Here is a 22,464-nt window from a genome sequence, read left to right on the forward strand (position 1 = left end):
CGTATTATTAGACTATACTCATTTTGCCATTGCTAAGTCAAATTCTCGGCTTACTTCAACTTATGTACATACAAATACTATATTAAAGCATATAAACACATGTTATTGAAATCTTTTTGTTCATTATGGGGGGAATTATGTATTAAATTTTGTGCAGTTTAACGAAATAAGGGAAATATTAAATTTTATAATGCATTTTTTAGTAAATTCAATTAAAATATATATATGTAAACTAAATTCATGTTATACAAATTAAGTAATTAGTAAAAACACATAAGTCACAACAAAAGAAAGGAAGTATATTGCATGGAGATTTTTGCTGAACAATTTATTCCTTCAGACAAATCACATAAAAGTAGCCAAGTCATGAAAAAGATTTCAATAGTATTATTTATACTATCTTTATTTATATTTTTTTTATCATTAATGATAGCGGTATCATTGATAGTATTATCTGTAGTCTTATTTTTAAGTAGTATGTGTATATATGTTGATTATGAGTATGAATTTTTTGATGGAACTTTAACTATAACTAAAATATTTAATATGAGTAAAAGAAAAATTGTTTTAAAAATGGACAAGAGTTCTATAAAGAATTTATATGCTTTAGAATCTAAGAAAGATAATAATTCAAAAATAAAAAAGTTTTATACTACTAATATTGAAGGTCTTAAAAAATATAATTTTGAATTAAATAATGGTGAAATAGTTCAACTAGCTTTAAATACTGAGATAGAAAAGTTGGTTAATATTTTTCTTAAAAATAATATGTAAGATCATTTGTAAAAAAAGTTACATCATTTTTAATGGTGTGACTTTTTTATTCTTTATGAAATTACATCACCTTAAAAATTAATGAATATGTTGATTTTTTAAGCATGTGTTTTTTATATTAATCCAATATATTACTTTTAATAATATTATGATATAATGTTGAGTAAAATATAATTATTAAATCAATTAGGAGAGTGATTTTTTTTGGACCCTAGTTATACGTGGGAGATAGTAACTTTAATAATATTACTTATGCTGTCAGCATTTTTTTCAATGTCAGAAACAGCATTAATGTCTATAAATAAGATTAGACTAAGACATATGGTGGAAGAAGGCGTACCAGGAGCAAAATTAGTAGAAAAACTTACAGAAGATCCAAATAAATTATTAGGAGCTATATTAATAGGTAATAACATAGCTAATATTGCAGCATCAGGACTTGCTACTGTGCTTGCAACTAATATATTTGGTTCAGGTGGAGTAGGAATAGCTACAGGAGTTATGACTGTATTAGTATTAATTTTTGGTGAAATAACGCCTAAATCTATTGCAAAGCAAAGATCAGATTCTGTTGCTTTAAAGGTTGGTAAACCTATAAAGTTAATAGTTACTATATTTAAACCTTTTGTATATATATTTACAGATATATCATCATTTTTTATAAAAATTTTAGGTGCAGATCCTAAAGCTACTGAACCATTTATTACTGAAGAAGAATTAAAAACAATGGTAGGTGTAAGTGAAGAAGAAGGCGTATTAGAAAATGTTGAAAAAGAAATGATATTTAATGTATTTGATTTCGCTGATCTTCAAGTAAAGGATGTAATGGTTCAAAGAGTTGATGTTACTGCTTTAGATTCAGAATCAACTTATGATGATGTATTAAAGATCATAAAAGAAGAACAATTTTCTAGAATACCGATTTATAATCAAACTATAGATGATGTTATTGGTATATTAAATGTGAAGGATTTATTAATGCTTGAAAATCCTAGAGAAAACTTTAAAATGACGAAATATATAAGAGAACCTTTCTATACGTTTGAATTTAAAAAGATTGTAGAATTATTTAAGGAAATGAAAAAAGAAAGAAATCATATTGCTGTTGTGTTAGATGAATATGGTGGTACTGTTGGAATAATTACTATAGAAGATTTGGTAGAAGAAATTGTTGGTGATATAGAAGATGAATATGATGAAGCTAATACAAGTATTGAAGTCATTAAAGAAAATGAATATATAGTAGATGGTAGTGTGAGACTTCATGATATTGGTGATTTAATAGGTATCGATATGGAATCAGATGAATTTGATTCTATTGGAGGTCTTATAATTGGAGAGCTTGGAAGAATGCCTGAAGAAAAAGAAGAAATTGAGTGCGATAATATGAAATTTATCGTAGAAAATATAGATAAAAATAGAATTAAAAAAGTTAGAATATTTACAGATAACGAATAATCATAAAAGACTGCTGGCAAAAATAATCAGCAGTCTTTTTTTAAAGTAGATTATGTTTTAACAGAGTATTGCATATATCAATACATATTTAAAACAGAGATATAATCAAAAATTAATATATTGATTTTTATGGAGGGAAAAGATATGAATTTTTTAGATATTGCTAAAGAAGAAGCAAAGATAGCAATGTCCAAAGGTGAAATTCCAATAGGTGCAGTTATAGTAAAGGATAACATAGTTATATCAAAGGCTCATAATTTAAAAGAAACATTAAATGATGTAACAGCTCATGCAGAGATATTAGCAATAAGAAAGGCATCAAAAATTTTAAATGACTGGAGATTAAAAGGAACGGAAATGTATGTTACTTTAGAACCATGCTCTATGTGTGCTAGTGCTATAATTCAAAGCAGAATATCAAAATTACATATAGGGACATTTAATAAGGACATGGGAGCTTGTGGTTCTGTAATAAACCTTATAGATAGTAGAAAGTTAGATTCGTTTGTTAATGTTAATTGGTTATATGATGAAGAATGTTCAAAATTACTTATGGAATTCTTTCAGTTAAAAAGGAAACTTAATAAAAATAAATTATTATAGTATATGTTATAATAAAAATTACTCACAATATACATTAAAAATAGTAGTAAAAAATTTATAGTTTGGAGGATATTAATGCAATTTATTCAAATGTTTGATAACAAAATTTTGGAGTTTATACGTATTAACTTACATAGTCCGATGATGGATAAGATTGTTCCTATAATAACTTCTTTAGGAAATATGGGATTAGTATGGATAATTATAGGATTAGCATTTATATCTAATAAGAAGTATAGAAAATATGGTTTTATAATGTTATGTACATTATGTATTGGTGTATTAATTGGTGATGGAATCATAAAACCACTAGTTGGAAGAATAAGACCTTTTAATTTTGTTGAAAATATAGAATTACTTATAAAGGCACCTAGTAGTTTTTCATTCCCCTCTGGACATACTATGTCTTCATTTGCAGCAGCAACTATTATTTATAAAGCTAATAAAAGAATGGGAATTGGTGCATTTTTATTAGCAGCACTTATAGGATTTTCGAGAATGTATTTATATGTTCACTATCCATCAGATGTGCTAGTTGGGTGTGTGCTAGGAATAACTTTAAGTACTTGTGTTTATAAAATAATAAGTCCTAAGTACGATAAAAAATTTAATAAGTCGTAAAATAAGATACAAAATATTCAGTTGAATTAGGCGTTTTTATATGATATTATAAGAAAGCATTATGCCTTTGGAGAAATGTCCGAGTGGTTGAAGGAGCACGCCTGGAAAGCGTGTATAGGGTTCACGCTCTATCATGGGTTCAAATCCCATTTTCTCCGCCAAGAATTTATTGGTTTTTCTATTTATGACATCTAGATAGATTATAGAGTTTAACAAAATATATACTTAAGAAACACATTTTTTAATGAATTTAGATTATGTGTTTCTTATTTTTGTTTAAAAATATAAATGTTAAAGAAATTAACTTTTATTCATAAGTTTAAAAATAAATAGTATTTGATATAATATAGATAATAGACACGTGTACGAGTTAATAGAATCGAAAAAGAGAAGAGGTGATTTTTTTGATAATAGATGATTTAAGAGAATTAAGTCTTACTAGTACTTCAAAAGGAATGCTATATAAATGTATAGGTAATATAGATGGGAAAAAGGTTTTCATTAAGACAGGAACTAAATTAAAAAATAAATTTTCTATATTAGAACCAATTAGTGAAGTTATTGCAAGTGAAATAATTAGAAAGTTTAATATAGAATGTGCATTTAATACTTTAAGTAAAATGAAATTACCTAGTTTTAAGGATGAAGTAATAGTAAATATATCAGAAAACTTTTTAAAAGAGAATGAATCATTAATGAGCATTAGAAGTATCTTAGGTAATACAAGTAGAGAAAATTTATATAATAAGATTATATCTATAATTCCAAGTTTTAAAATAGATATTGATAAAATGATAGTTATGGATTTTTTAATAAACAATATTGATAGGCATTTAAGAAATTTTAGTGTTGTAAATAAAGATGGAGAGATTATAAAATTTGCTCCGCTTTATGATCATGGATTATGCTTATATGCAGATATTCAAGATATTGAATTAGAACAAGATGATAAAGAAACTTGGGAAATGATAGATGAATGTAAGCCTTTTTGTGAATCGCATTATGAACAGCTAAAGTTAATTGATGATGTTAAATTACCTAAAGTACATTTGAATGAATTATTTGATATAGTGGATAAATATAAGGTGTACCTATCAGAATATAGAATTGAATGTATTAAATATTTACTACAAACTAGATACAATCATTTAATAGAGAGGGGAATTTTATGATAGATAAATATATGTTGATGTGTAAAGACACTCCAATTGGTGATATTATTTATGATACAAATACTAAAAAATTTAGTTTTATAAAATATGATGAAATTACAGATAGAAAATATTTGCCTTTAGGAATGTATAGTTATCAAAACTGGAATATAGATTACAAACCTTCTCACGATGATATTGTATTTTGGCTTGAAGATAGAGTTGTTCCCAAAGAAAGAGCAAATATAGATGATATATTAAAAGTTATGGGATTAATAGATTATGATTTTTGGGAATTATGTAGAAGAACAAGAGCAATGTGTATGGAGGATTATTTTTGGTTAAGTAAAGGGGAAACGTATGAAAAAGTTCATATGAGATACTTAGCAGAAAATAATAGAATAGATGAAACACCAATACCTTTTGAGGCAGTACCATATCCAAATGAATTCAAAATATTGGACAACAATAAAGTAGTTAAAAATATTACTTATGGTGAAATATAAAGAAAAATATTCATGGAAACTTTGGATTTGTTATTTATTTTCATGTGCCTAAATAATATTTAAACAAAAGGTTGAATCAAAAAAATATATATGATATTATGAGTTGGCAATAGAAAAATATTAATGTTTTTAATTTAAATAAATATTAATATTAAGGAAAAATTTAAGAGAAATTCATAATAATATATATATTTACAAAAGTATATTAATAGTATTATCTTGTATTTATAGATAGTATGTGTTATGATGTAAAAGTATAAAAAATGTATAGTACTTAATATGGTTTGATGCCTAATGGAGGCAGATACTTTTCATTAAGAAAAAGAATTATTGAGGTTCGAATCCTCTTCATACCACCATTCCGTGCTAGATGGGGAGTTAGCGGTGCCCTGTAACCTGCAATCCGCTATAGCAGGATTGAATTCCTCGTAGAGGTATTAATTTTTTATAGTCTGACCTTTGTAAGTGGTGTTGATGACTGGGTCCCACGCAATGAAAGCGTATGAACCTCGTCAGGTCCGGAAGGAAGCAGCGATAAGTGCACACTGCATGTGCCGTGGATCAATCTGGTCTGAGCTAACTGCAAAGGTAACGTATAGGGAATTTTTATCGAAGCGAGGTGCACGGTTTATATACATAAACCTTCACAGAGAATGAAGGATTTTTTTTCGAATTAAATTAGGTTATTCTTCAATAGGATTAACAATATAGGACAAAACAATAGGATAAGAAAATGAGGGAATTTAANNTTAAATTCCCTCATTTTCTTGTTCTTTTTTAATATATAGGAGAGTGTAAGATTTCAACTAAGAAAGTCTACTTAAATTTATAAAGTTATATTCTAATCCGCTTTTTTCATCAGTTATAATATCTGATTCATAATCTATTTTAAAATCATCATAATTTATTTGCGGAAAATAAGTATCCCCATTAAAATCTTTATTGATTTTTGTTAAATACAGTTTATTAGAATAAGGTAATAGCTGTTTATAAATTTCTCCACCACCAATTATAAAAACTTCATCGTCAGAGTTATTATATTTATTTAATAATTCCTCGAAATCATAAATTATTTCTACACATTCAGAGTTAACTTTAAAATTTTTATCTCTAGTTAAAATCACATGTTTTCTATTAGGTAATACTCCAGGAAGAGATTCAAAAGTTTTTCTTCCCATTACAATAGTTTTTCTGCTTGTAATTTCTTTAAATCTTTTTAAGTCCTCAGAAATGTGCCAAATTAATTTATTATCACTTCCAATAACATTATTTTTAGCAATAGCTACTATTATTGATAACATTTATAAGCCCCCTTTTAATATCTTATTTAAATCATATAATCATTTTAGTATTTCTAAGTTCAATTACTCTTACCAGTTTTATTTATGCATATATCAACACTCAACTAAATTTTAAACTGAAACAGGCATTTTTATTGATTCATGATGCTTGTAATCTTCAAGTTTAATATCATCAGGAGTAAAATCATAAAAATCTTTAATTTCAGGATTTATCCAAAGCTTTGGAGCATCATAAGCTTGATCTTTTCTTTCTAATTGAGTTTTCATTCCATCAATTTGGTTTTCGTAAATATGAGCATTATTTACTACATGAGTAAATAGTCCAGGCTTAAGACCTGTTACTTGAGCTAATAAATGAACTAATACAGCATATTGGCTGGTATTAAAAGGAATTCCTAGTGGCCAATCTCCACTTCTTTGTACAAGCATACAATTAAGTCTACCATCAGTTACATCCCACATAGTTAAGAAGCAACAAGGACATAAAGCTCCACCATCTAAATAAGGTATTTGCCATAAATTAAGCATCATTCTTCTATCTTGAGGATTATTTTTTAAAGAATCTATAAGTTTATCTATTTGGTCAAATTTTTTAACAACCCAACCATAAGACGTTCCTATAGTGCCATCTTCCATTTCCCATTCATCCCAAATATGTACGTTTTGTTCTTGAAGTTTTTTTACATCATTAGATTGATCCTTAAAAATCCATAAAAGTTCTTTAACAGCTGTTTTAAAAGCAACGAATTTAGTAGTTAATATAGGGAATTCTTTTTCTAAATTAAATTGCATTACTTGATGGGGTATTTTATAAGTAGGCATACCAGTTCTATTATTATCATAATAACCATTATCTAAGATATTTTTAGCTATTTCTAAATATTTATCATCATATAAACTCATAGTGTATATTACCTCCAAAATTTTTATTAAGTTATGTTGATAACTTTCTTAAATATGTTAATAACTTTTTTATAGTTATACATAAATTATAAAACATAATCTTTCATTAAAATACTAATATTCATTTTAACACATGGGTATATTTAAGAACAGTGTTGATATTTTAATATAAGGTTCATAGACAAATGAAGTAAATAGATTATAAATGTTATGAAATTTGAGAAATTGTATATTAAAGGTTATAAATTTATTATCAGTATAAAATAAAAAAACAGACTTTTAGTCTGTTTCTTTTTTGTTGGGATTCTATACCCTATAATTCTTAATTAGAGCTTTTAACTCAATTCTTAATTTTATATTATCTTACTTAATTAATTTTGTCAACTCACTAGTTTAAACCAAAAATATCATCAAAAATTTTATCTATACCATCAAGAATTTGCTTTTTACTTAATGTATATTTAATGTCATTTTTTAATATGTCCCTTATTTGATTTCTTATACGTTCTATTTCATTATTTTAGACATTAATTATAGGATTTTTAGGGTTTTCGTTAGTTAAAGCTTGTACGTATTGCTTTAATTTTAATATGGAATATGCTAAGTTTACGGATTTTAGTACACATGCTTGTTCATATTGAGTTTTAAATAAGTGTATTCTTTCATCATAATCAAAATTATGAGTTATATCATTCATACCTAAACCTACTAGTTTAAAAAATAAATTATCATCCATTTTTGACTCTATAATAGAATTGCCTTCTTTCAATGAAATAAATCTTGATGCATTAACAGTTCTTATTTGATTAAAAACTGCATATGTATTATTGCATTTTAAACTAGAAGGAAGAGAGTCTATAATTCCTATATTTATTTTATTTATGCCATTACCATTCTCTTCACTTGTTAATGGCATTACAATTAATGTTTGCTTATCATTATTTTTCTTTAATACTACTGCTAAATGCTTTTTATCAAATTCACATGGTTTAACAGGATCGAATATAACATTATAGATATGTCTAGTTTTAATTTTACTGAAATACACTTTCTTCTCCTTAAAATAAAAATATAATATATTAATTATAACAATAGGTTCATATTTTGTAAGAAATTTTTACGATATATATATAACCAAAATAAGATAAATTAAGTAATTTAAGCTTTATATTATTTATTAAATTATTAGTGTATAATAAGTATATGATTTAATGGAAAAAAGAAAGGTGGAGGAAACCTTTGGCATATACAGCTTTATATAGAGAGTGGAGACCAAGGACATTTAATGATGTAGTAGGTCAGGAACATATAACAACAACATTAAAAAATGAAATTCTAAATGATAGAATTGCACATGCATATCTTTTCTGTGGAACAAGAGGAACAGGTAAAACATCAACAGCTAAAGTTATGGCTAAAGCATTAAATTGTTTTAATCTTCAAGATGGAGAGCCTTGCAATGAATGTGAGATGTGTAAAAAGATAAATGAAGGTTTATCAATGGATGTTACAGAATTAGATGCAGCATCTAACAATGGAATAGATAGAATAAGAGATATAATTGATGATACAAAATATCCTCCACAAGAGGGTAAGTATAAGATTTATATATTAGATGAAGTTCATATGTTATCAGGGGGGGCGGTAAATGCATTTTTAAAGACATTAGAAGAACCACCGAGTAATGTTATATTTATATTAGCAACTACTGATCCTCAAAAATTACCTATAACTATTTTATCTAGATGTCAAAGGTTTGATTTTAAAAGAATAAATCAAAAAGATATTTCAGATAGATTAAGAAAAATAACTGAATCACAAAATGTTAGTGTTGATGAAAAGAGCTTAGATTTAATTGCTAGAGTGGCTGACGGTGCTATGAGAGACTCTTTAAGTATATTAGATCAAGCAATAGCTATGGGTGATAACAATATAAAATATGATGACTTAATAAGCATATTAGGGTTGGTTACAAACGAATATTTATTTGACATAACTAATTCAATAGTAGAAAGAAATATAGAAAAAGCTATGGTGATAATTGATAAATTAGTTTTTTCAGGTAAGGATATTCATTTATTTATAAAAGATTTAATAGGACATTTTAGAAATTTACTTATGGTTAAAGTTTCTAATACTCCAGAAGAGATTTTAGATATGTCTCTTGAAAATATTGAACTTATAAAAGAGCAAGGTAAAAAAATACGTATTGAAGAAATAATGAGAGGGATTAGAATTCTTCAAGAAGGGGAAGCTAATTCTAAAGTAAGTAAACAAAGCAGATTATATTTAGAGCTTAGTATAATAAAGATGTGTAAAATAGAATATGATACATCAAGTGAAGTCATGCTTGCTAGGATAAATAAGTTAGAAGAAAGCATAAAAAGTGGTAAGATACAAGTAGTATCAAATTCACAAATAAGTGAAAAAGCACATTCAACTGACGTAGTATCAAATAATCAAGTTAAATCTCAAGAAAAACAAGTTAAAAGAGAGCAACCTACTGTATCAGAAGAACATAATGTTAATGTTGAATCTTCTTTAACAATAGATAATATAAAAAGAGCTTGGTCAGAAATATTAGAGGCATTTAAAGCAAAAAGAGCAATGGTTATATATGCATCTATAGTAACTGCAAGACCATATAAATTTGAAAATGGTGTAGCCACATTATTATATGAAGCATCATATGCCTTTAATAAAAATAGATTAGAAAAATTAGAATATAAAAAAATTGTTAATGAAGTATTTTCTGAAGTATTAAAAGATAAAATAATAGTAAGGTATGAAGTTGAAAATAATAAAGATGGTGAATTAAGCAAAGAAGAATTGCTAAAGCAAAAGTTAGATGGAATGCCTTTTGAAATATTAGACGAGTAGAATCAATATTTTAATGTAGTAAACAATAAGAAAATGTTCTATAATAGAGAGTAGAAATTTATTAAGAGGAGGATTTGTATGGCAAAAGGAGGATTCCCTGGAGGTTTCGGGGGAGGAAATATGAATAACCTTATGAAACAAGCGCAAAAGCTTCAAAAGCAAATGGAAGATATGCAAAAGGATCTTGAAACAAAGGAATTTGAAACATCAGTAGGTGGCGGTGCTGTTTCTGTAACAGTAACTGGTAAAAAAGAAGTTAAATCTATTAATATAAAGCCAGAAGTAGTAGATCCAGATGATGTAGAAATGCTTGAGGATTTAGTACTTACAGCAGTTAATGAAGCCTTAAGAAAAGCAGAAGAAGAAACTGCTAGCAAAATGGGAAAATTAACTGGTGGAATGCCAGGAGGATTATTTTAAATAATAAAATAAAATATTATCTAATAAAATCCCAAGTAAAAATAAAGCATACAGAATAGAGGAAATTCCTTAAAGCTGTATGCTTTTAACTATCTAAATTCGAATCTTTAGCTCAATGATTTAGCCAAGCGTTGCTTATGCATGTATCAACACTCTGCTAAAATATGAGATATATAAAGGAGAAGTGTAATATGGAATTTTATCCAGTAGCCATAGAAAAATTAATTGAAGAGTTTGCAAAATTGCCAAGCATAGGGAAAAAAACAGCACAAAGATTAACTTTACATATATTAAATCTTCCTGATGACGAGGTAAGAGAGTTTGCAACCGCATTAGTTAAAGCGAAGGGAACAATAAAATATTGTTCAACATGTGGAAACTTTACAGATAAAGATCCTTGTGCATTATGCTCAAATCCTAATAGAGATAAGAGTACAATATGTGTTGTAGAACAACCAAAAGATATAATGACAATGGAAAAAGTAAAAGAATTTAATGGAGTGTATCATGTATTGCATGGAAATATATCACCTATGCAGGGAAGAGGCCCACAAGATATAAAGATAAGAGAACTTGTTGCAAGAATGAATGAAGAAGTAAAAGAAGTTATATTAGCAACTAATCCTAATATAGAAGGCGAAGCAACAGCTATGTATATAGCAAAGGTATTAAAGCCATTAGATGTTAAAGTAACTAGAATTGCAGCAGGAATACCAGTTGGTGGAGATCTAGAATATGCAGATGAAGTAACCCTATCTAAAGCACTAGAAGGTAGAAAAGAGATATAGATAGTTTTAAAAAAGCATGGTGATCTTATAGTATAATGCTCATGGACAGAGGAATTTACTTTAAGAATACTAAAACAAAGCTTAGTCTAATTAATGCATGCTCCCAATGAGACATTGTGACAAGCAATTAATTCAACAAATCTTTATTAAGTATTCTAGAAAGAAAATTCCAACGCCACTGCGCTCTTATACTATAATATCACTGTCTAATTAAAAAAATCTATATAACAAATCATAGAATTAAAAATGGAACCCAATAGATATTGGGTTCCAGAAAAAAAGGTGTTATATAGATGGGAGTTAGAACTTTTTATTTGATATGAGTGAAAAGTTTTTATAGTAATATATTATGAATTCTTTAAAAAAAGTGTTACTATAATTAAAAAAATATATAAAAATTAAGTATATACATTCAAACCTATGGATAAGATTTTAATAGTAGTGTTTGGAGGTATTTATATGAATAAAAAGAGAATAATTGAATATTTAATTAATAGAACAAAAGATATAGATGTAAATAAGGAATTAATAGAGCAATTAGAAGATACTAAGTCTGAAATTGATGCAGCACGAAGTATGTTCGATAATGTGAATGATTCTAAATTAATTGAAGTAGCAATATATGCAGAAGAAATGGCTAAAAAAAGATATGATTATCTATTGCTTATAGCTAAATCAAAGGAAATTAAAGTGACTGATGATTATGTTTTACAAAGAAATATTTCTTCAAAATAATAAAAAGGAGTTTGTGTATGAATGAGCAATATATAATATATGGTTTGATTGGATTAGTTTTATTATTTTTAATGATAAAACTTTTAAAATGGCCATTAAAAATTCTTATAAATGGAGTGCTTGGAGTTGTAATATTATATGTAGTAAATTTAGTTGGTGCTAATTTTAATTTTGGATTAGCAATAAATCCAATTACTGCATTAATTGCAGGCTTTTTAGGTATACCAGGAGTAATACTTTTAGCTATATTACAAGTATTTTTATAAGTAATTAAAATTAAGATATTTAAAATTTGAAAAACTAAAAGATAAATAGAGCTTGTTGTTTGTTATTTATTTAAATTAAATAATACAAGCTCTATTTTTATTTTTCACAGAAGTTTATTTGAAAATTGCAATGTGAAGTTGGAGAACTCATAGAAAAAATTCAACTAGAATTTTTACAATATATTGTTTTAGAAATCTTGGAACTTTTAATATAAGATAATTTGTAAACATTTTATTACTATTAAGTATTAATTTTAAAAAAATTCAAATATTAAGAGAATAATAAATTTTAAGGTTATATAGACTTTCATATTGAGAGTTTCAAAATATATTTAATAAATATTAAGAAATTATATATATATTTATTAATTTGTTGTACTTATAATTCTAAGTATAGCTCACGTTAAGGAGGAAAATTGATGAATGTTTTAGAAATAGAAAATCTTTATAAAACATTAGGAAAAACTGAGATAATTAAAGGAATAAACCTTTCTATAAAGCAAGGAGAAATATTTGGATTTTTAGGTCCTAATGGTGCAGGAAAAACTACAACTATAAGAATGTTAGTAGGCTTAATACAACCTAGTAATGGTGAAATAAGAATATGTGGTTATGATTTAAATAAAAATAAAGAAAAGGCACTTAAAAACGTAGGAGCTGTAGTTGAAAATCCTGAATTATATAAATATCTTTCTGGAAGAGAAAATTTAATGCAAATAGCAAGAATTAGAAGTGTATCTAAAAAAGAAGTAGAAGAATTAGTAAAGCTTGTAGGTCTTGAAAAAAGAATAGATGATAAAGTTTCAAAATATTCTCTTGGAATGAAACAAAGATTAGGACTCGCAGTAGCTTTAATGGGAAATCCTAAACTGCTTATATTAGATGAACCTACTAACGGACTAGATCCAACAGGAATATTAGAATTTAGGGAACTTATTAAAAAAGCATCTAAAGAAAAAGAAATCTCAGTATTTATTTCCTCTCATATATTAAGTGAAATTCAAAATTTATGTGATAAAGTAGCCTTCATAAATGAAGGCGTAATTCAGTCTATAGAGAAGATGGGTAACAAAGGAATATATCAAGGAAAAGATGATATAATTTTAAAGACAAAGACTGCTATTGAAACAGTATTAGATATAGTTAAGACATTACCATATGTTATTAGGAGTAAAACAAATGGAGATGAAATAATATTGCTTATAGAAAAAGACATGACTCCTAAGTTAATAAAAAAATTAGTAAACGAAAATATAGAAATTTGTGAAGTCTATAAAAACAAACAAGAATTAGAAGAAAGATATATGGAACTTATGAATGGAGGATCTATATAAATGATATTTTTGTTAATAAAAAATGAACTTATAAAGATACTAAAAAGGCCTAAAACATGGATTGTATTTGGATTATTTATAATATTTATGCTAGTCGGTATGTATGGCTTATATCATGAAGATAAAAATATGAAAAAATATAATTCTCCACAATATAAATTAGAACAAGTTGAAAAAAGTATTAATTATACAGAAGAAGAAATGAGCAAAATAGAAAATAGTAAGGATAAAGAATATTTAAATACGTTAAAAGAAGATTTGAAACATTATGAAGAAGAAAAAATAAAATATGAAAATCAAATAAACAATCCTAGTAATGTTGATCAATGGAAGCTAGATGTGACAGAAGAAATAAAGAGTCATGAGGAAAATTTAAAAAACAAAGACATTGCAGAGGAAGACAAGACATGGATTTCGGAAAGAATAGATAAACTTAAATACTTAGAGCAAAATAATATAAAACCATTATACGGATATGAGTTTAATGCTTATAATTATATAGACAGTGTTATGGCTATATTAGGCATGGTTTTATTAGCAGTAGGGATATCTGTATTTATGAGTGATATAGTTTCAGGGGAATGTACTCCACCAACGTTGAAATTCTTGCTAGTGCAACCTGTATCAAGGGGAAAGATTTTGTTATCTAAATTTATAGCTATAACAATTACTGTATTAACAATGATTATATCAACAGAAATTTTAACATTTTTGGGACTTGGAGCTGTAAAAGGATTTAATGCAGGAACATATCCTAAAACAATGGGAGTAAGGTATTTTTTAGATACTTCAAATATGCCAGCTCAAAGATATCCAGACTTAGTTAGAATCGCTAATACAGGTAGAATAGGAAACTTTAATGAGTTGATAATAAGGTCGTTATTATTACAAATATTTTTTATAATAACTTGTTGTTCAATAATATTTTTAATATCAACATTATTTAAAAGCAGTAATGTAACTACAGCTATATCAATTATAATAACAGCTTCAGGAACTATAGTATTTCAAATGTTTGAATTTTTATCAAAGTTTTCACATCTTGTATTTTTAAGTTATGGTTCTGTAACAGCTGTAATAACTGGTGATATAGCATATATGTATAAAAACGTGAATATAACTCCTATTAATGGAGTTATTGTAATGATTTTAACTACAATAATTAGTTATACAATTGCACATATTGTATTTAAAAAGAAAGAAATATTAATTTAAAGCTTTGAATTTACTTTATAAAAATGTATTATAATTTAGTAGTATAATAATTGTAATATTATAAGGCATATGAAAATAAATAACAAGTCAAAGATGTGACGGATATTTTGTGAAATACAATGACTTGGGTTCTGCTAATAGTTATGCTATTAGTAGATTCCAATGAAGAAGTAGTTCTCAAAATAAACTAGCATACTGACTAGTTATTTATTTGAATGTGCCTAATTTCAAAGAAAGGAATTGATGTTATGCCAGCAGGAAATGGAGTTAATTGTGAAGATTGTCCAGAATTAAAAAATGGAAAATGTAATTCGCATGATTTAACATGTTTATGTTATAGATGTCCAAGAAAATTAGCACAATGTATGTGTGTAAAGTATTGTAGAGAAACAGAATCAGTATTATTTTTTGATGAAGAATATGATAGATATTAATAGAAAAAGATCCCTAATAATTTNNAAATTATTAGGGATCTTTTTTATTTATTTTTATGAATTTAGATTATTATTATGTGAATTAATTAATTTTTGTTAAAAAAAGAGTCTGTGGATAACTCAAATTATAATTTTGTTTAAAGATTAAGAAATGTATCTTAAAGAATTTTTAAAGATTGAAAAATTCATAAACCTTAGGTTCTAGATAAATATTTAGTTGAAAGAGGGGATTAATAAGAAATATATATATAATTTAAAGTTAATTAATAATGTGAAAAACATTTTATTTGGTATCAATACATTGATAAAAATACCAAATAATGTTATTATGATGTAATAAATTAATATGTAAAATTTTGTTAATAATAAAACTAACTCTCCATTTTGTTTTATATGTATTTAATAATAAATTTCACAAATGATATAAAGGAAGCATAAATATATTAAAGAGAATATAAAATGCTTATGTTTGAAAAAAAATGTACTTATAATTGTTATAATATAGCTAAAATCTATTGTTAATAAATTAACAATAAAAGTGAAGAAAAACACTAAAAATGGTTAAAAATTTAACAATAGCAAAGTAGCACAATTTAAAGCGATAAAGTATTGAGTTGGATGTAAATAAGTAGTAAAATATACAAATAAATCAATATTAAAAAAGCACTAATAAGCAATATAATTTATTAATAAAATGGGGTGGTTTTAAAATGCATAAAAAATTATTTATTCCAGGACCTGTTGAGGTTCGAGAGGATGTCCTAGAAAAAATGGCAACTCCGATGATAGGACATAGAAGTAAGGATGCTTCAATTTTACAAAGAAGAATAAGCGATAATTTAAGAAAGTTATTTTATACAAATAGTGAAATATTACTTTCTACAACTTCTGGTAGTGGACTTATGGAAGGTGCTATAAGATGTTGTACTGCTAAAAGAGCAGCTGTATTTTCCGTAGGGGCTTTCGGAAAAAGATGGTATGACATGGCAGTTAACAACAATGTTCCAGCTGATTTATTTTCAGTAGAAATGGGACAAGCAATAGATCCAGCAGAAGTAGAAAAAGCATTAAGTACAGGGAAATACGACTTAATTGCTGTTACTCATAATGAAACATCAACAGGAGTAATGAATCCAGTTGATAAAATAGGAGATATAGTTAAGAAATATCCTGATGTAGTTTTTATTGTTGATACAGTAAGTTCAGCAGCAGGAACGAAAATAGAAGTTGATAAATGGGGGATAGATGTGTGTATTACATCATCTCAAAAAGCATTAGGTTTGCCTCCAGGATTATCAGTATGTACTTTTTCACAAAAAGCAAAAGAGAGAGCAGAAAAGGTTCAAAATAGAGGATATTACCTAGATTTATTAAAATTATATCAATATATTCAAAAGAAAGATTATCAATATCCTTCAACACCATCACTTTCTCACATGTTTGCTCTTGATTATCAATTAGACAATATACTTAATAAAGAAGGACTAGAAAATAGATTTGCAAGACATCTTGAGATGGCTAAAATAGTTAGAGCGTGGGCTAAAAAATATTTTGACATTTTCCCAGATGAAAATCATCTATCAAATACATTAACAACAATTAAAAATACTAGAGGAATAAATGTAGCTGATTTAAATAAAGAGCTTGGTAAAAGAGGATTCCAAATTTCTAATGGATATGGTGATTTAAAAGAAAAGACATTTAGAATAGCTCATATGGCTGATTGCTCAGTAGAAGATGTAAAGGAATTGCTTAAAAATATAGAAGAAATTTTAGGGTTATGTTGATATATTCATAAGTAAAGTGGACTGAGTAATTGAACTTAGGAATACTAAAATGAGTATAGTCCAATTTTAGCTTGTTCCCAATATAAAATTGTGACAAGCAGTAAATTTGACAATACTCATTAAGTATTCTCAAAATTTAATTACAATGCCACTTTACCTATTGAATATATCAACATATATTAAAAATATTGCTATGTTTTTATTATGGCATTTGAAAGAGCAGTATTAAAAGGTTCTTTTCAGATGCCTAAGTTATATAGAAAATTTAGTTGAGAATTGAAGATGGAAGGGTAAGAGTTAATGCTATGGGCTTAAAAACTCTAAGCTTTTTAATTATCCACTTTCAACTTATAAAAAATTGGGGGAATTTTTATGATTAGGGTATTAACAAACGATGGTTTGCAACCTAAAGCCATAGAAGGTTTAAAAAGTTTGGGTATTGAAGTTATAAATGAACATTTTGATCAAGATATTTTAGGTGAAAAATTAAAAGACTTTGATGTATTGGTTATAAGATCAGCTACTAAAGTTACAGCTGATGTTATTGACAAAGAAATCGGCGGTAATTTAAAGTTAATTATTAGGGCAGGGGTAGGGATAGACAATATAGATATACCTTATGCTGTTAAAAATAATTTAAGTGTTACAAATACTCCATCAGCAAGCTCTGATTCAGTTGCAGAACTAGCTTTAGCTCATATGTTTGCAGTTTCAAGATTTGTTGGAATAGCTAATGTAACTATGAGAAATGGTGAATGGAATAAGAAGAAATATCAAGGCTTTGAATTAGCAGGAAAGACACTTGGAATTATAGGAATGGGTAGGATAGGACAATCTTTAGCTAAAAAGGCAACAGCATTAGGCATGAACGTTATATACAATACAATAGAAGGAAAGCATGAAGAGTTAAGCTATCAATTTTTATCATTTGAAGAAGTTTTAAAAGAATCTGATTTTATATCATTACATGTTCCGTATGATAAAGAAAATGGATCATTAATAGGAAAAGATGAATTAAATTTGATGAAAAAAAATGCATATTTAATTAATTGCGCTAGAGGAAAAGTTGCTGATGAATCTGCATTATTAGAAGCACTTAATAATGAAGTTATTGCAGGTGCAGGAATTGATGTATTTGAAGAAGAACCAACAAAAAATGAAGCTTTAATTAATCATCTTAAAGTTAGTGTAACTCCTCATATTGGTGCAGCAACTAAAGAAGCTCAAACTAGAATTGGTGATGAGGTAGTTTCAATTATTAAGGACTTTTTTAAATTGTAGGATTTAATTAGAAAAAGTTATAATTTACAATATATTGATATATGCATAAGTAAAGCTGGATAGAGTAATTGAACTTAGTAATACTAAAATGAGTATAATTTAATTAGAAGGCCACTTTATTTATTGCATAGATCAATACATGTTTAAAATAGAGACTAAAAAATGAATAAAGTAGTTTATTAATTGAATGAAATTGTTTACAATAGAAGTAAAAGGGGACATGTTTTAACAGAATGTTGATATATTTAAAACAGTGCCTAAAATAAAAATACTTTAAGTAATTAGGAGGAATTTTAAATGGCTGTACTTAGACCTTTTAAAAGTATTAGACCAATTAGAGAATTAGCATCAAAAATAGCAGCTCTGCCATATGATGTTATGAATAGTGAAGAGGCAAGAGACATGGTAAAGGGAAATCAATATTCGTTTCTTCATGTTGACAGAGCAGAAATAGATTTAGATTCTTCAATAGATATACATGATAAAAAGGTTTATGAAAAAGCCAGAGATAATTTAAATAAAATGATTGATGATGGTGAGTATATACAAGATATTAATCCTTGTCTGTACATATATAGACAAATAATGGATGGAAGATCTCAAACAGGAATAGTATTTTGTGCATCTATTGATGATTATCTTAATGGCGTTATAAAAAAACATGAATTTACTAGGCAAGATAAAGAAGATGATAGAATAAAGCATGTTGATTGTTGTGATGCAAATACAGGTCCTATATTTTTAACTTATAAAGAAGATCAAATTGCATCAGAAATTATTGAAGCATGGATTGAAAATGAAAGTAAAAGAAAACCACTATATGATTTTGTGTCAGAAGACGGAATTACTCATGTTGTTTGGGCAATTGATAATGAAATCATAATAGATGAAATAGTAGACTTGTTTAAAGAAATAGATTATTTATATATAGCAGATGGACATCATAGATCAGCTTCTGCAGTTAAAGTTGGATTAAAGAGAAGACAAGAAAATCCTGGTTACACTGGGGAAGAAGAATTTAATTATTTCTTAGCAGTAGCATTTCCAGATAATGATTTAATGGTAATGGATTATAATAGAGTAGTTAAAGATTTAAATGGATTAACTAAAAATGAGTTACTAGATAAATTAGGAGATAAATTTGATATATCAGATGCTCCAACTAATGAGCCATTTAAACCTTATAAAAAGCACATGTTTGGCATGTACTTAGAAAATAAGTGGTATGTATTAGAAGCAAGAGAAGGAACTTTTAATGAAAAAGATCCAATCTTAAGTCTTGATGTATCAATACTACAGAATAATTTATTAACTCCAATATTAGGTATTGAAGATGTAAGGACATCACCTAGAATAGATTTTATTGGAGGAATAAGAGGTTTAAAAGAATTAGAACGCAGAGCAAATACTGATATGAGAATATCTTTTTCAATGTATCCAACAGAAGTTAGAGATATAATGAAAGTAGCAGATATTGGAGAAGTAATGCCTCCAAAATCTACTTGGTTTGAACCTAAATTAAGAAGTGGATTATTTGTTCATAAATTAAAATAAATGTCTCTGCAAAATAAGGCTTAAACAGAAATAAAAAAGATTGACTAAGAAGAGAAAAAGGGACAGAAAATACCGGAGGAAATCAAAGGTAATTAATAAAAAGGGCTATTATAGATAAAATAATGGGTTAGAAGGAATAAGGTAAGATATTGATTTTCAACGCTTGCAAGAGTATTGAAGAGAAATATTGAAAAGCCTCATTCCTTTTTATTTTCCTCATTTTTATCAACTTATTCTAGCAGCCATTTAAGTGCAGTTGCTCATTAGAAAATTATATCGGCTGTAAATTGTTGTATAAGATAATTTTAACTAAACGATTGAAACTAATTATGAATAATTAAAATATATAATTAGGAACAATATAAATATATATAAATATTTTATATATGGCATTATCATGATTTTTATATTATATAAATTGGGGAGGAATATAATAATGCAACCAGAAGTTGGGTCTGTGAATATAACTTCACAAATAATTTTAATAGTCATTTTAACGTTAGTTAATGCATTTTTTGCGTCAGCAGAAATGGCTATAGTGTCATTAAATAAAAATAAAATAAAACTTCTTGCAGAAGATGGAGATAAGAAAGCAATAATTTTATTAAAACTTATGGATGAGCCCACTAAATTTTTATCTACTATACAAGTGGGCATAACTCTTGCAGGATTTTTTAGTAGTGCTTCTGCTGCTACTGGAATATCACAAGATTTAGCACGTTATTTAAGTAAATTTAATATACCTTATAGCAATAAAATAGCATTAATAATAGTAACTGTTATTATATCTTATATAACATTAGTATTTGGTGAATTATTTCCAAAGAGAATCGCACTTAAGGAGTCTGAGTCTATTGCAATGTTTTCTGTAAGACCTATATTATATGTATCTAAAATAACTGCTCCATTTATAAAACTTCTTTCTGCATCAACTAATATATTAGTTAGATTATCAGGTCTAGATAAAGATGGACTAGATGAAAAAGTGTCTAAGGAGGAAATAAGGTCATTAGTAGAAGTAGGTCAAGAACATGGAGTAATAAATGAAACAGAAAAAGATATGATAAACAGTATATTTGAGTTTGATGATAAACTGGCAGATGAAGTAATGACACCAAGAACAGACGTATACTTAATTAATATAAATAAACCATTAGAAGAATATTTAGATGAATTAATAGAAGAAAAATATTCTAGAGTGCCTGTATATGAAGAGGATATAGATAATATTATAGGTATATTATATATGAAAGATTTTATGCTTGAAGCACGTAAATATGGCTTTGAAAATGTAGATATAAGAAAAATACTACATTCACCATATTTTGTACCTGAAACTAAAAATATTGATGATCTGTTTAATGAACTTAAAAGCTCTAAAAAGCATATGGCAATACTAATAGATGAGTATGGAGGATTTTCAGGTATAGTTACAATAGAAGATTTAATAGAAGAAGTTATGGGAAATATAGATGATGAATATGATGAAGAGGAATGTTATATACAAAAGATAGATGGTAACACATTTATAGTTAATGGATTAATGCCTATAAATGATTTAAATGATTATCTTAACATACAGTTAGTTTCAGAAGATTGTGATACTATAAGTGGATTTTTAATCAATTTTATAGGAAGAATACCTGAGGATATAGAAGAAAAAGTTATTGAATATGAAAATGTAATATTTAAAATAGAATCAGTAAAAGAAAAAAGAATAGAAAAAATAAAAATATGTATACAGAGAGATAAGTAGAAACTATTTAAAAATTAATAATATAAATGGAGAGGTGGGCCTGTAAATAATTTTGTGTAAACTGAATAAAATGAACTCCTTCTTGGAAATAATTAAGATAACAAATTATTACAAGAAGGAGTTTTTTTATATGGGAAATGTGTCGAAAGAATTATTAAGAGAATACATAAAGGAGCAAAATTTTAGTAACGCTAATGAAATTTTAGTTGGACTTAAAGAAATGTTTAGAGACGTTTTACAAGAATCTTTAGAGGCTGAAATGGATGAAGCATTAGGATACGAAAAGTATGATAGTATTGAAAAAAATAATGATAATAGTCGCAATGGATATTCAAAAAAGACTGTTAAAACAGAGCTCGGACCTGTACATCTAAATATACCAAGAGATAGAAAAGGTGATTTTGAACCTAAAATAGTTCCTAAACATCAAAGATCCGTTAACGGTATCGAGGATAAAATATTAGGACTTTATGCAACTGGAATGACAACAAGAGATATATCTGACCAAATAAGAGCGCTATATGGGGTAGATGTAAGTGCAGAAACTGTATCAAATATAACAAATAGAATATTACCTTTGGTTTCGGAATGGCAAAATAGACTATTAGAAAATACCTATTCCTTTATATTTATGGATGCTATACATTATAAAGTTAGAGAAGATAAGCAAATTATAGTTAAAGCTGCTTATGTTGTG

General features: G+C 26.7%; 22 protein-coding genes, 1 tRNA gene and 1 other RNA gene. 21 read left to right on the forward strand and 3 right to left on the reverse strand.

Features of this window, described 5'->3' with window-relative positions; all coding sequences use genetic code 11:
- The first annotated feature begins 306 nt into the window (after positions 1-306).
- The 8 genes from NG904_RS08860 to ffs all read left to right on the forward strand — a co-directional run bounded on the left by NG904_RS08860 (position 307) and on the right by ffs (position 5,740).
- A complete protein-coding gene (locus NG904_RS08860) occupies positions 307-774 on the forward strand; it encodes a DUF6106 family protein (protein WP_252231180.1) in 468 nt (155 codons plus the stop codon).
- 204 nt (positions 775-978) lie between these two features.
- Positions 979-2,232 carry an HlyC/CorC family transporter gene (locus tag NG904_RS08865; protein ID WP_252231182.1) on the forward strand — a complete coding sequence of 418 codons (1,254 nt, stop codon included), beginning with the start codon at positions 979-981 and terminating at the stop codon, positions 2,230-2,232.
- Positions 2,233-2,376: 144 nt separating this feature from the next.
- A complete protein-coding gene (locus NG904_RS08870; protein ID WP_252216111.1) occupies positions 2,377-2,835 on the forward strand; it encodes a nucleoside deaminase in 459 nt (152 codons plus the stop codon).
- A gap of 75 nt (positions 2,836-2,910) precedes the next feature.
- Positions 2,911-3,456 carry a phosphatase PAP2 family protein gene (locus NG904_RS08875; RefSeq protein WP_252231185.1) on the forward strand — a complete coding sequence of 182 codons (546 nt, stop codon included), beginning with the start codon at positions 2,911-2,913 and terminating at the stop codon, positions 3,454-3,456.
- Between the two features lie 69 nt (positions 3,457-3,525).
- Positions 3,526-3,617 (forward strand) — tRNA-Ser (locus NG904_RS08880).
- 243 nt (positions 3,618-3,860) lie between these two features.
- Entirely contained in the window at positions 3,861-4,628 is a 768-nt protein-coding gene (locus tag NG904_RS08885; RefSeq protein WP_252231187.1) for a HipA domain-containing protein, read from the forward strand.
- Entirely contained in the window at positions 4,625-5,113 is a 489-nt protein-coding gene (locus NG904_RS08890; protein ID WP_242864996.1) for a hypothetical protein, read from the forward strand. The genes NG904_RS08885 and NG904_RS08890 overlap by 4 nt, the downstream gene beginning before the upstream one ends.
- A gap of 361 nt (positions 5,114-5,474) precedes the next feature.
- An RNA gene (gene ffs, locus NG904_RS08895) (signal recognition particle sRNA large type) lies at positions 5,475-5,740 on the forward strand.
- A 179-nt stretch (positions 5,741-5,919) separates the two neighbouring features.
- On the opposite strand, the gene NG904_RS08900 is transcribed toward ffs, so the two are convergent.
- The 3 genes from NG904_RS08900 to NG904_RS08910 form a co-directional block, all read right to left on the reverse strand.
- The gene (locus NG904_RS08900) at positions 5,920-6,414 is read right to left on the reverse strand and encodes a dihydrofolate reductase (RefSeq protein WP_252231189.1); all 495 of its coding nucleotides are present in this window, start codon (positions 6,412-6,414) and stop codon (positions 5,920-5,922) included.
- Positions 6,415-6,525: 111 nt separating this feature from the next.
- Positions 6,526-7,317 (reverse strand): thymidylate synthase, encoded by a 792-nt coding sequence (locus NG904_RS08905; protein WP_252231190.1) that lies wholly within the window; start codon positions 7,315-7,317, stop codon positions 6,526-6,528.
- A gap of 520 nt (positions 7,318-7,837) precedes the next feature.
- Positions 7,838-8,365 (reverse strand): type II toxin-antitoxin system PemK/MazF family toxin, encoded by a 528-nt coding sequence (locus tag NG904_RS08910; RefSeq protein WP_252231192.1) that lies wholly within the window; start codon positions 8,363-8,365, stop codon positions 7,838-7,840.
- 191 nt (positions 8,366-8,556) lie between these two features.
- Between NG904_RS08910 and dnaX the strand changes: the two genes are divergently transcribed.
- From dnaX to NG904_RS08975, 13 genes are all read left to right on the forward strand, one after another.
- Positions 8,557-10,197 carry a DNA polymerase III subunit gamma/tau gene (dnaX, locus tag NG904_RS08915; protein WP_252231194.1) on the forward strand — a complete coding sequence of 547 codons (1,641 nt, stop codon included), beginning with the start codon at positions 8,557-8,559 and terminating at the stop codon, positions 10,195-10,197.
- A 78-nt stretch (positions 10,198-10,275) separates the two neighbouring features.
- Positions 10,276-10,617: a YbaB/EbfC family nucleoid-associated protein gene (locus tag NG904_RS08920; RefSeq protein WP_004443240.1), complete on the forward strand. Its 342-nt coding sequence runs from the start codon at positions 10,276-10,278 to the stop codon at positions 10,615-10,617.
- A gap of 191 nt (positions 10,618-10,808) precedes the next feature.
- Positions 10,809-11,405: a recombination mediator RecR gene (gene recR, locus NG904_RS08925; RefSeq protein ID WP_252216095.1), complete on the forward strand. Its 597-nt coding sequence runs from the start codon at positions 10,809-10,811 to the stop codon at positions 11,403-11,405.
- Between the two features lie 459 nt (positions 11,406-11,864).
- Entirely contained in the window at positions 11,865-12,140 is a 276-nt protein-coding gene (locus NG904_RS08930; RefSeq protein WP_252231196.1) for a DUF2508 family protein, read from the forward strand.
- Between the two features lie 17 nt (positions 12,141-12,157).
- Entirely contained in the window at positions 12,158-12,406 is a 249-nt protein-coding gene (locus NG904_RS08935; RefSeq protein ID WP_252216089.1) for a pro-sigmaK processing inhibitor BofA family protein, read from the forward strand.
- A gap of 419 nt (positions 12,407-12,825) precedes the next feature.
- Positions 12,826-13,740 carry an ABC transporter ATP-binding protein gene (locus NG904_RS08940; protein WP_252231198.1) on the forward strand — a complete coding sequence of 305 codons (915 nt, stop codon included), beginning with the start codon at positions 12,826-12,828 and terminating at the stop codon, positions 13,738-13,740.
- Entirely contained in the window at positions 13,741-14,955 is a 1,215-nt protein-coding gene (locus tag NG904_RS08945; protein WP_252231200.1) for a DUF2705 family protein, read from the forward strand.
- Between the two features lie 248 nt (positions 14,956-15,203).
- Positions 15,204-15,389, forward strand: coding sequence for a hypothetical protein (locus tag NG904_RS08950; RefSeq protein ID WP_252216207.1), 186 nt, complete (start codon positions 15,204-15,206; stop codon positions 15,387-15,389).
- Positions 15,390-16,099: 710 nt separating this feature from the next.
- A complete protein-coding gene (locus NG904_RS08955) occupies positions 16,100-17,176 on the forward strand; it encodes a pyridoxal-phosphate-dependent aminotransferase family protein (RefSeq protein WP_252231202.1) in 1,077 nt (358 codons plus the stop codon).
- Between the two features lie 372 nt (positions 17,177-17,548).
- Positions 17,549-18,457: a D-2-hydroxyacid dehydrogenase gene (locus tag NG904_RS08960; protein ID WP_252231204.1), complete on the forward strand. Its 909-nt coding sequence runs from the start codon at positions 17,549-17,551 to the stop codon at positions 18,455-18,457.
- A gap of 297 nt (positions 18,458-18,754) precedes the next feature.
- A complete protein-coding gene (locus NG904_RS08965; RefSeq protein WP_252231206.1) occupies positions 18,755-20,011 on the forward strand; it encodes a DUF1015 domain-containing protein in 1,257 nt (418 codons plus the stop codon).
- Positions 20,012-20,447: 436 nt separating this feature from the next.
- Positions 20,448-21,767, forward strand: coding sequence for a hemolysin family protein (locus tag NG904_RS08970; RefSeq protein ID WP_252231208.1), 1,320 nt, complete (start codon positions 20,448-20,450; stop codon positions 21,765-21,767).
- 130 nt (positions 21,768-21,897) lie between these two features.
- A partial coding sequence (locus NG904_RS08975; protein ID WP_252231210.1) for an IS256 family transposase occupies positions 21,898-22,464 on the forward strand: 567 nt, incomplete at its 3' end.

Source organism: Clostridium sp. ZBS15, assembly GCF_023845705.1.
GTDB classification, from domain to species: Bacteria; Bacillota; Clostridia; order Clostridiales; family Clostridiaceae; genus Clostridium; species Clostridium aquiflavi.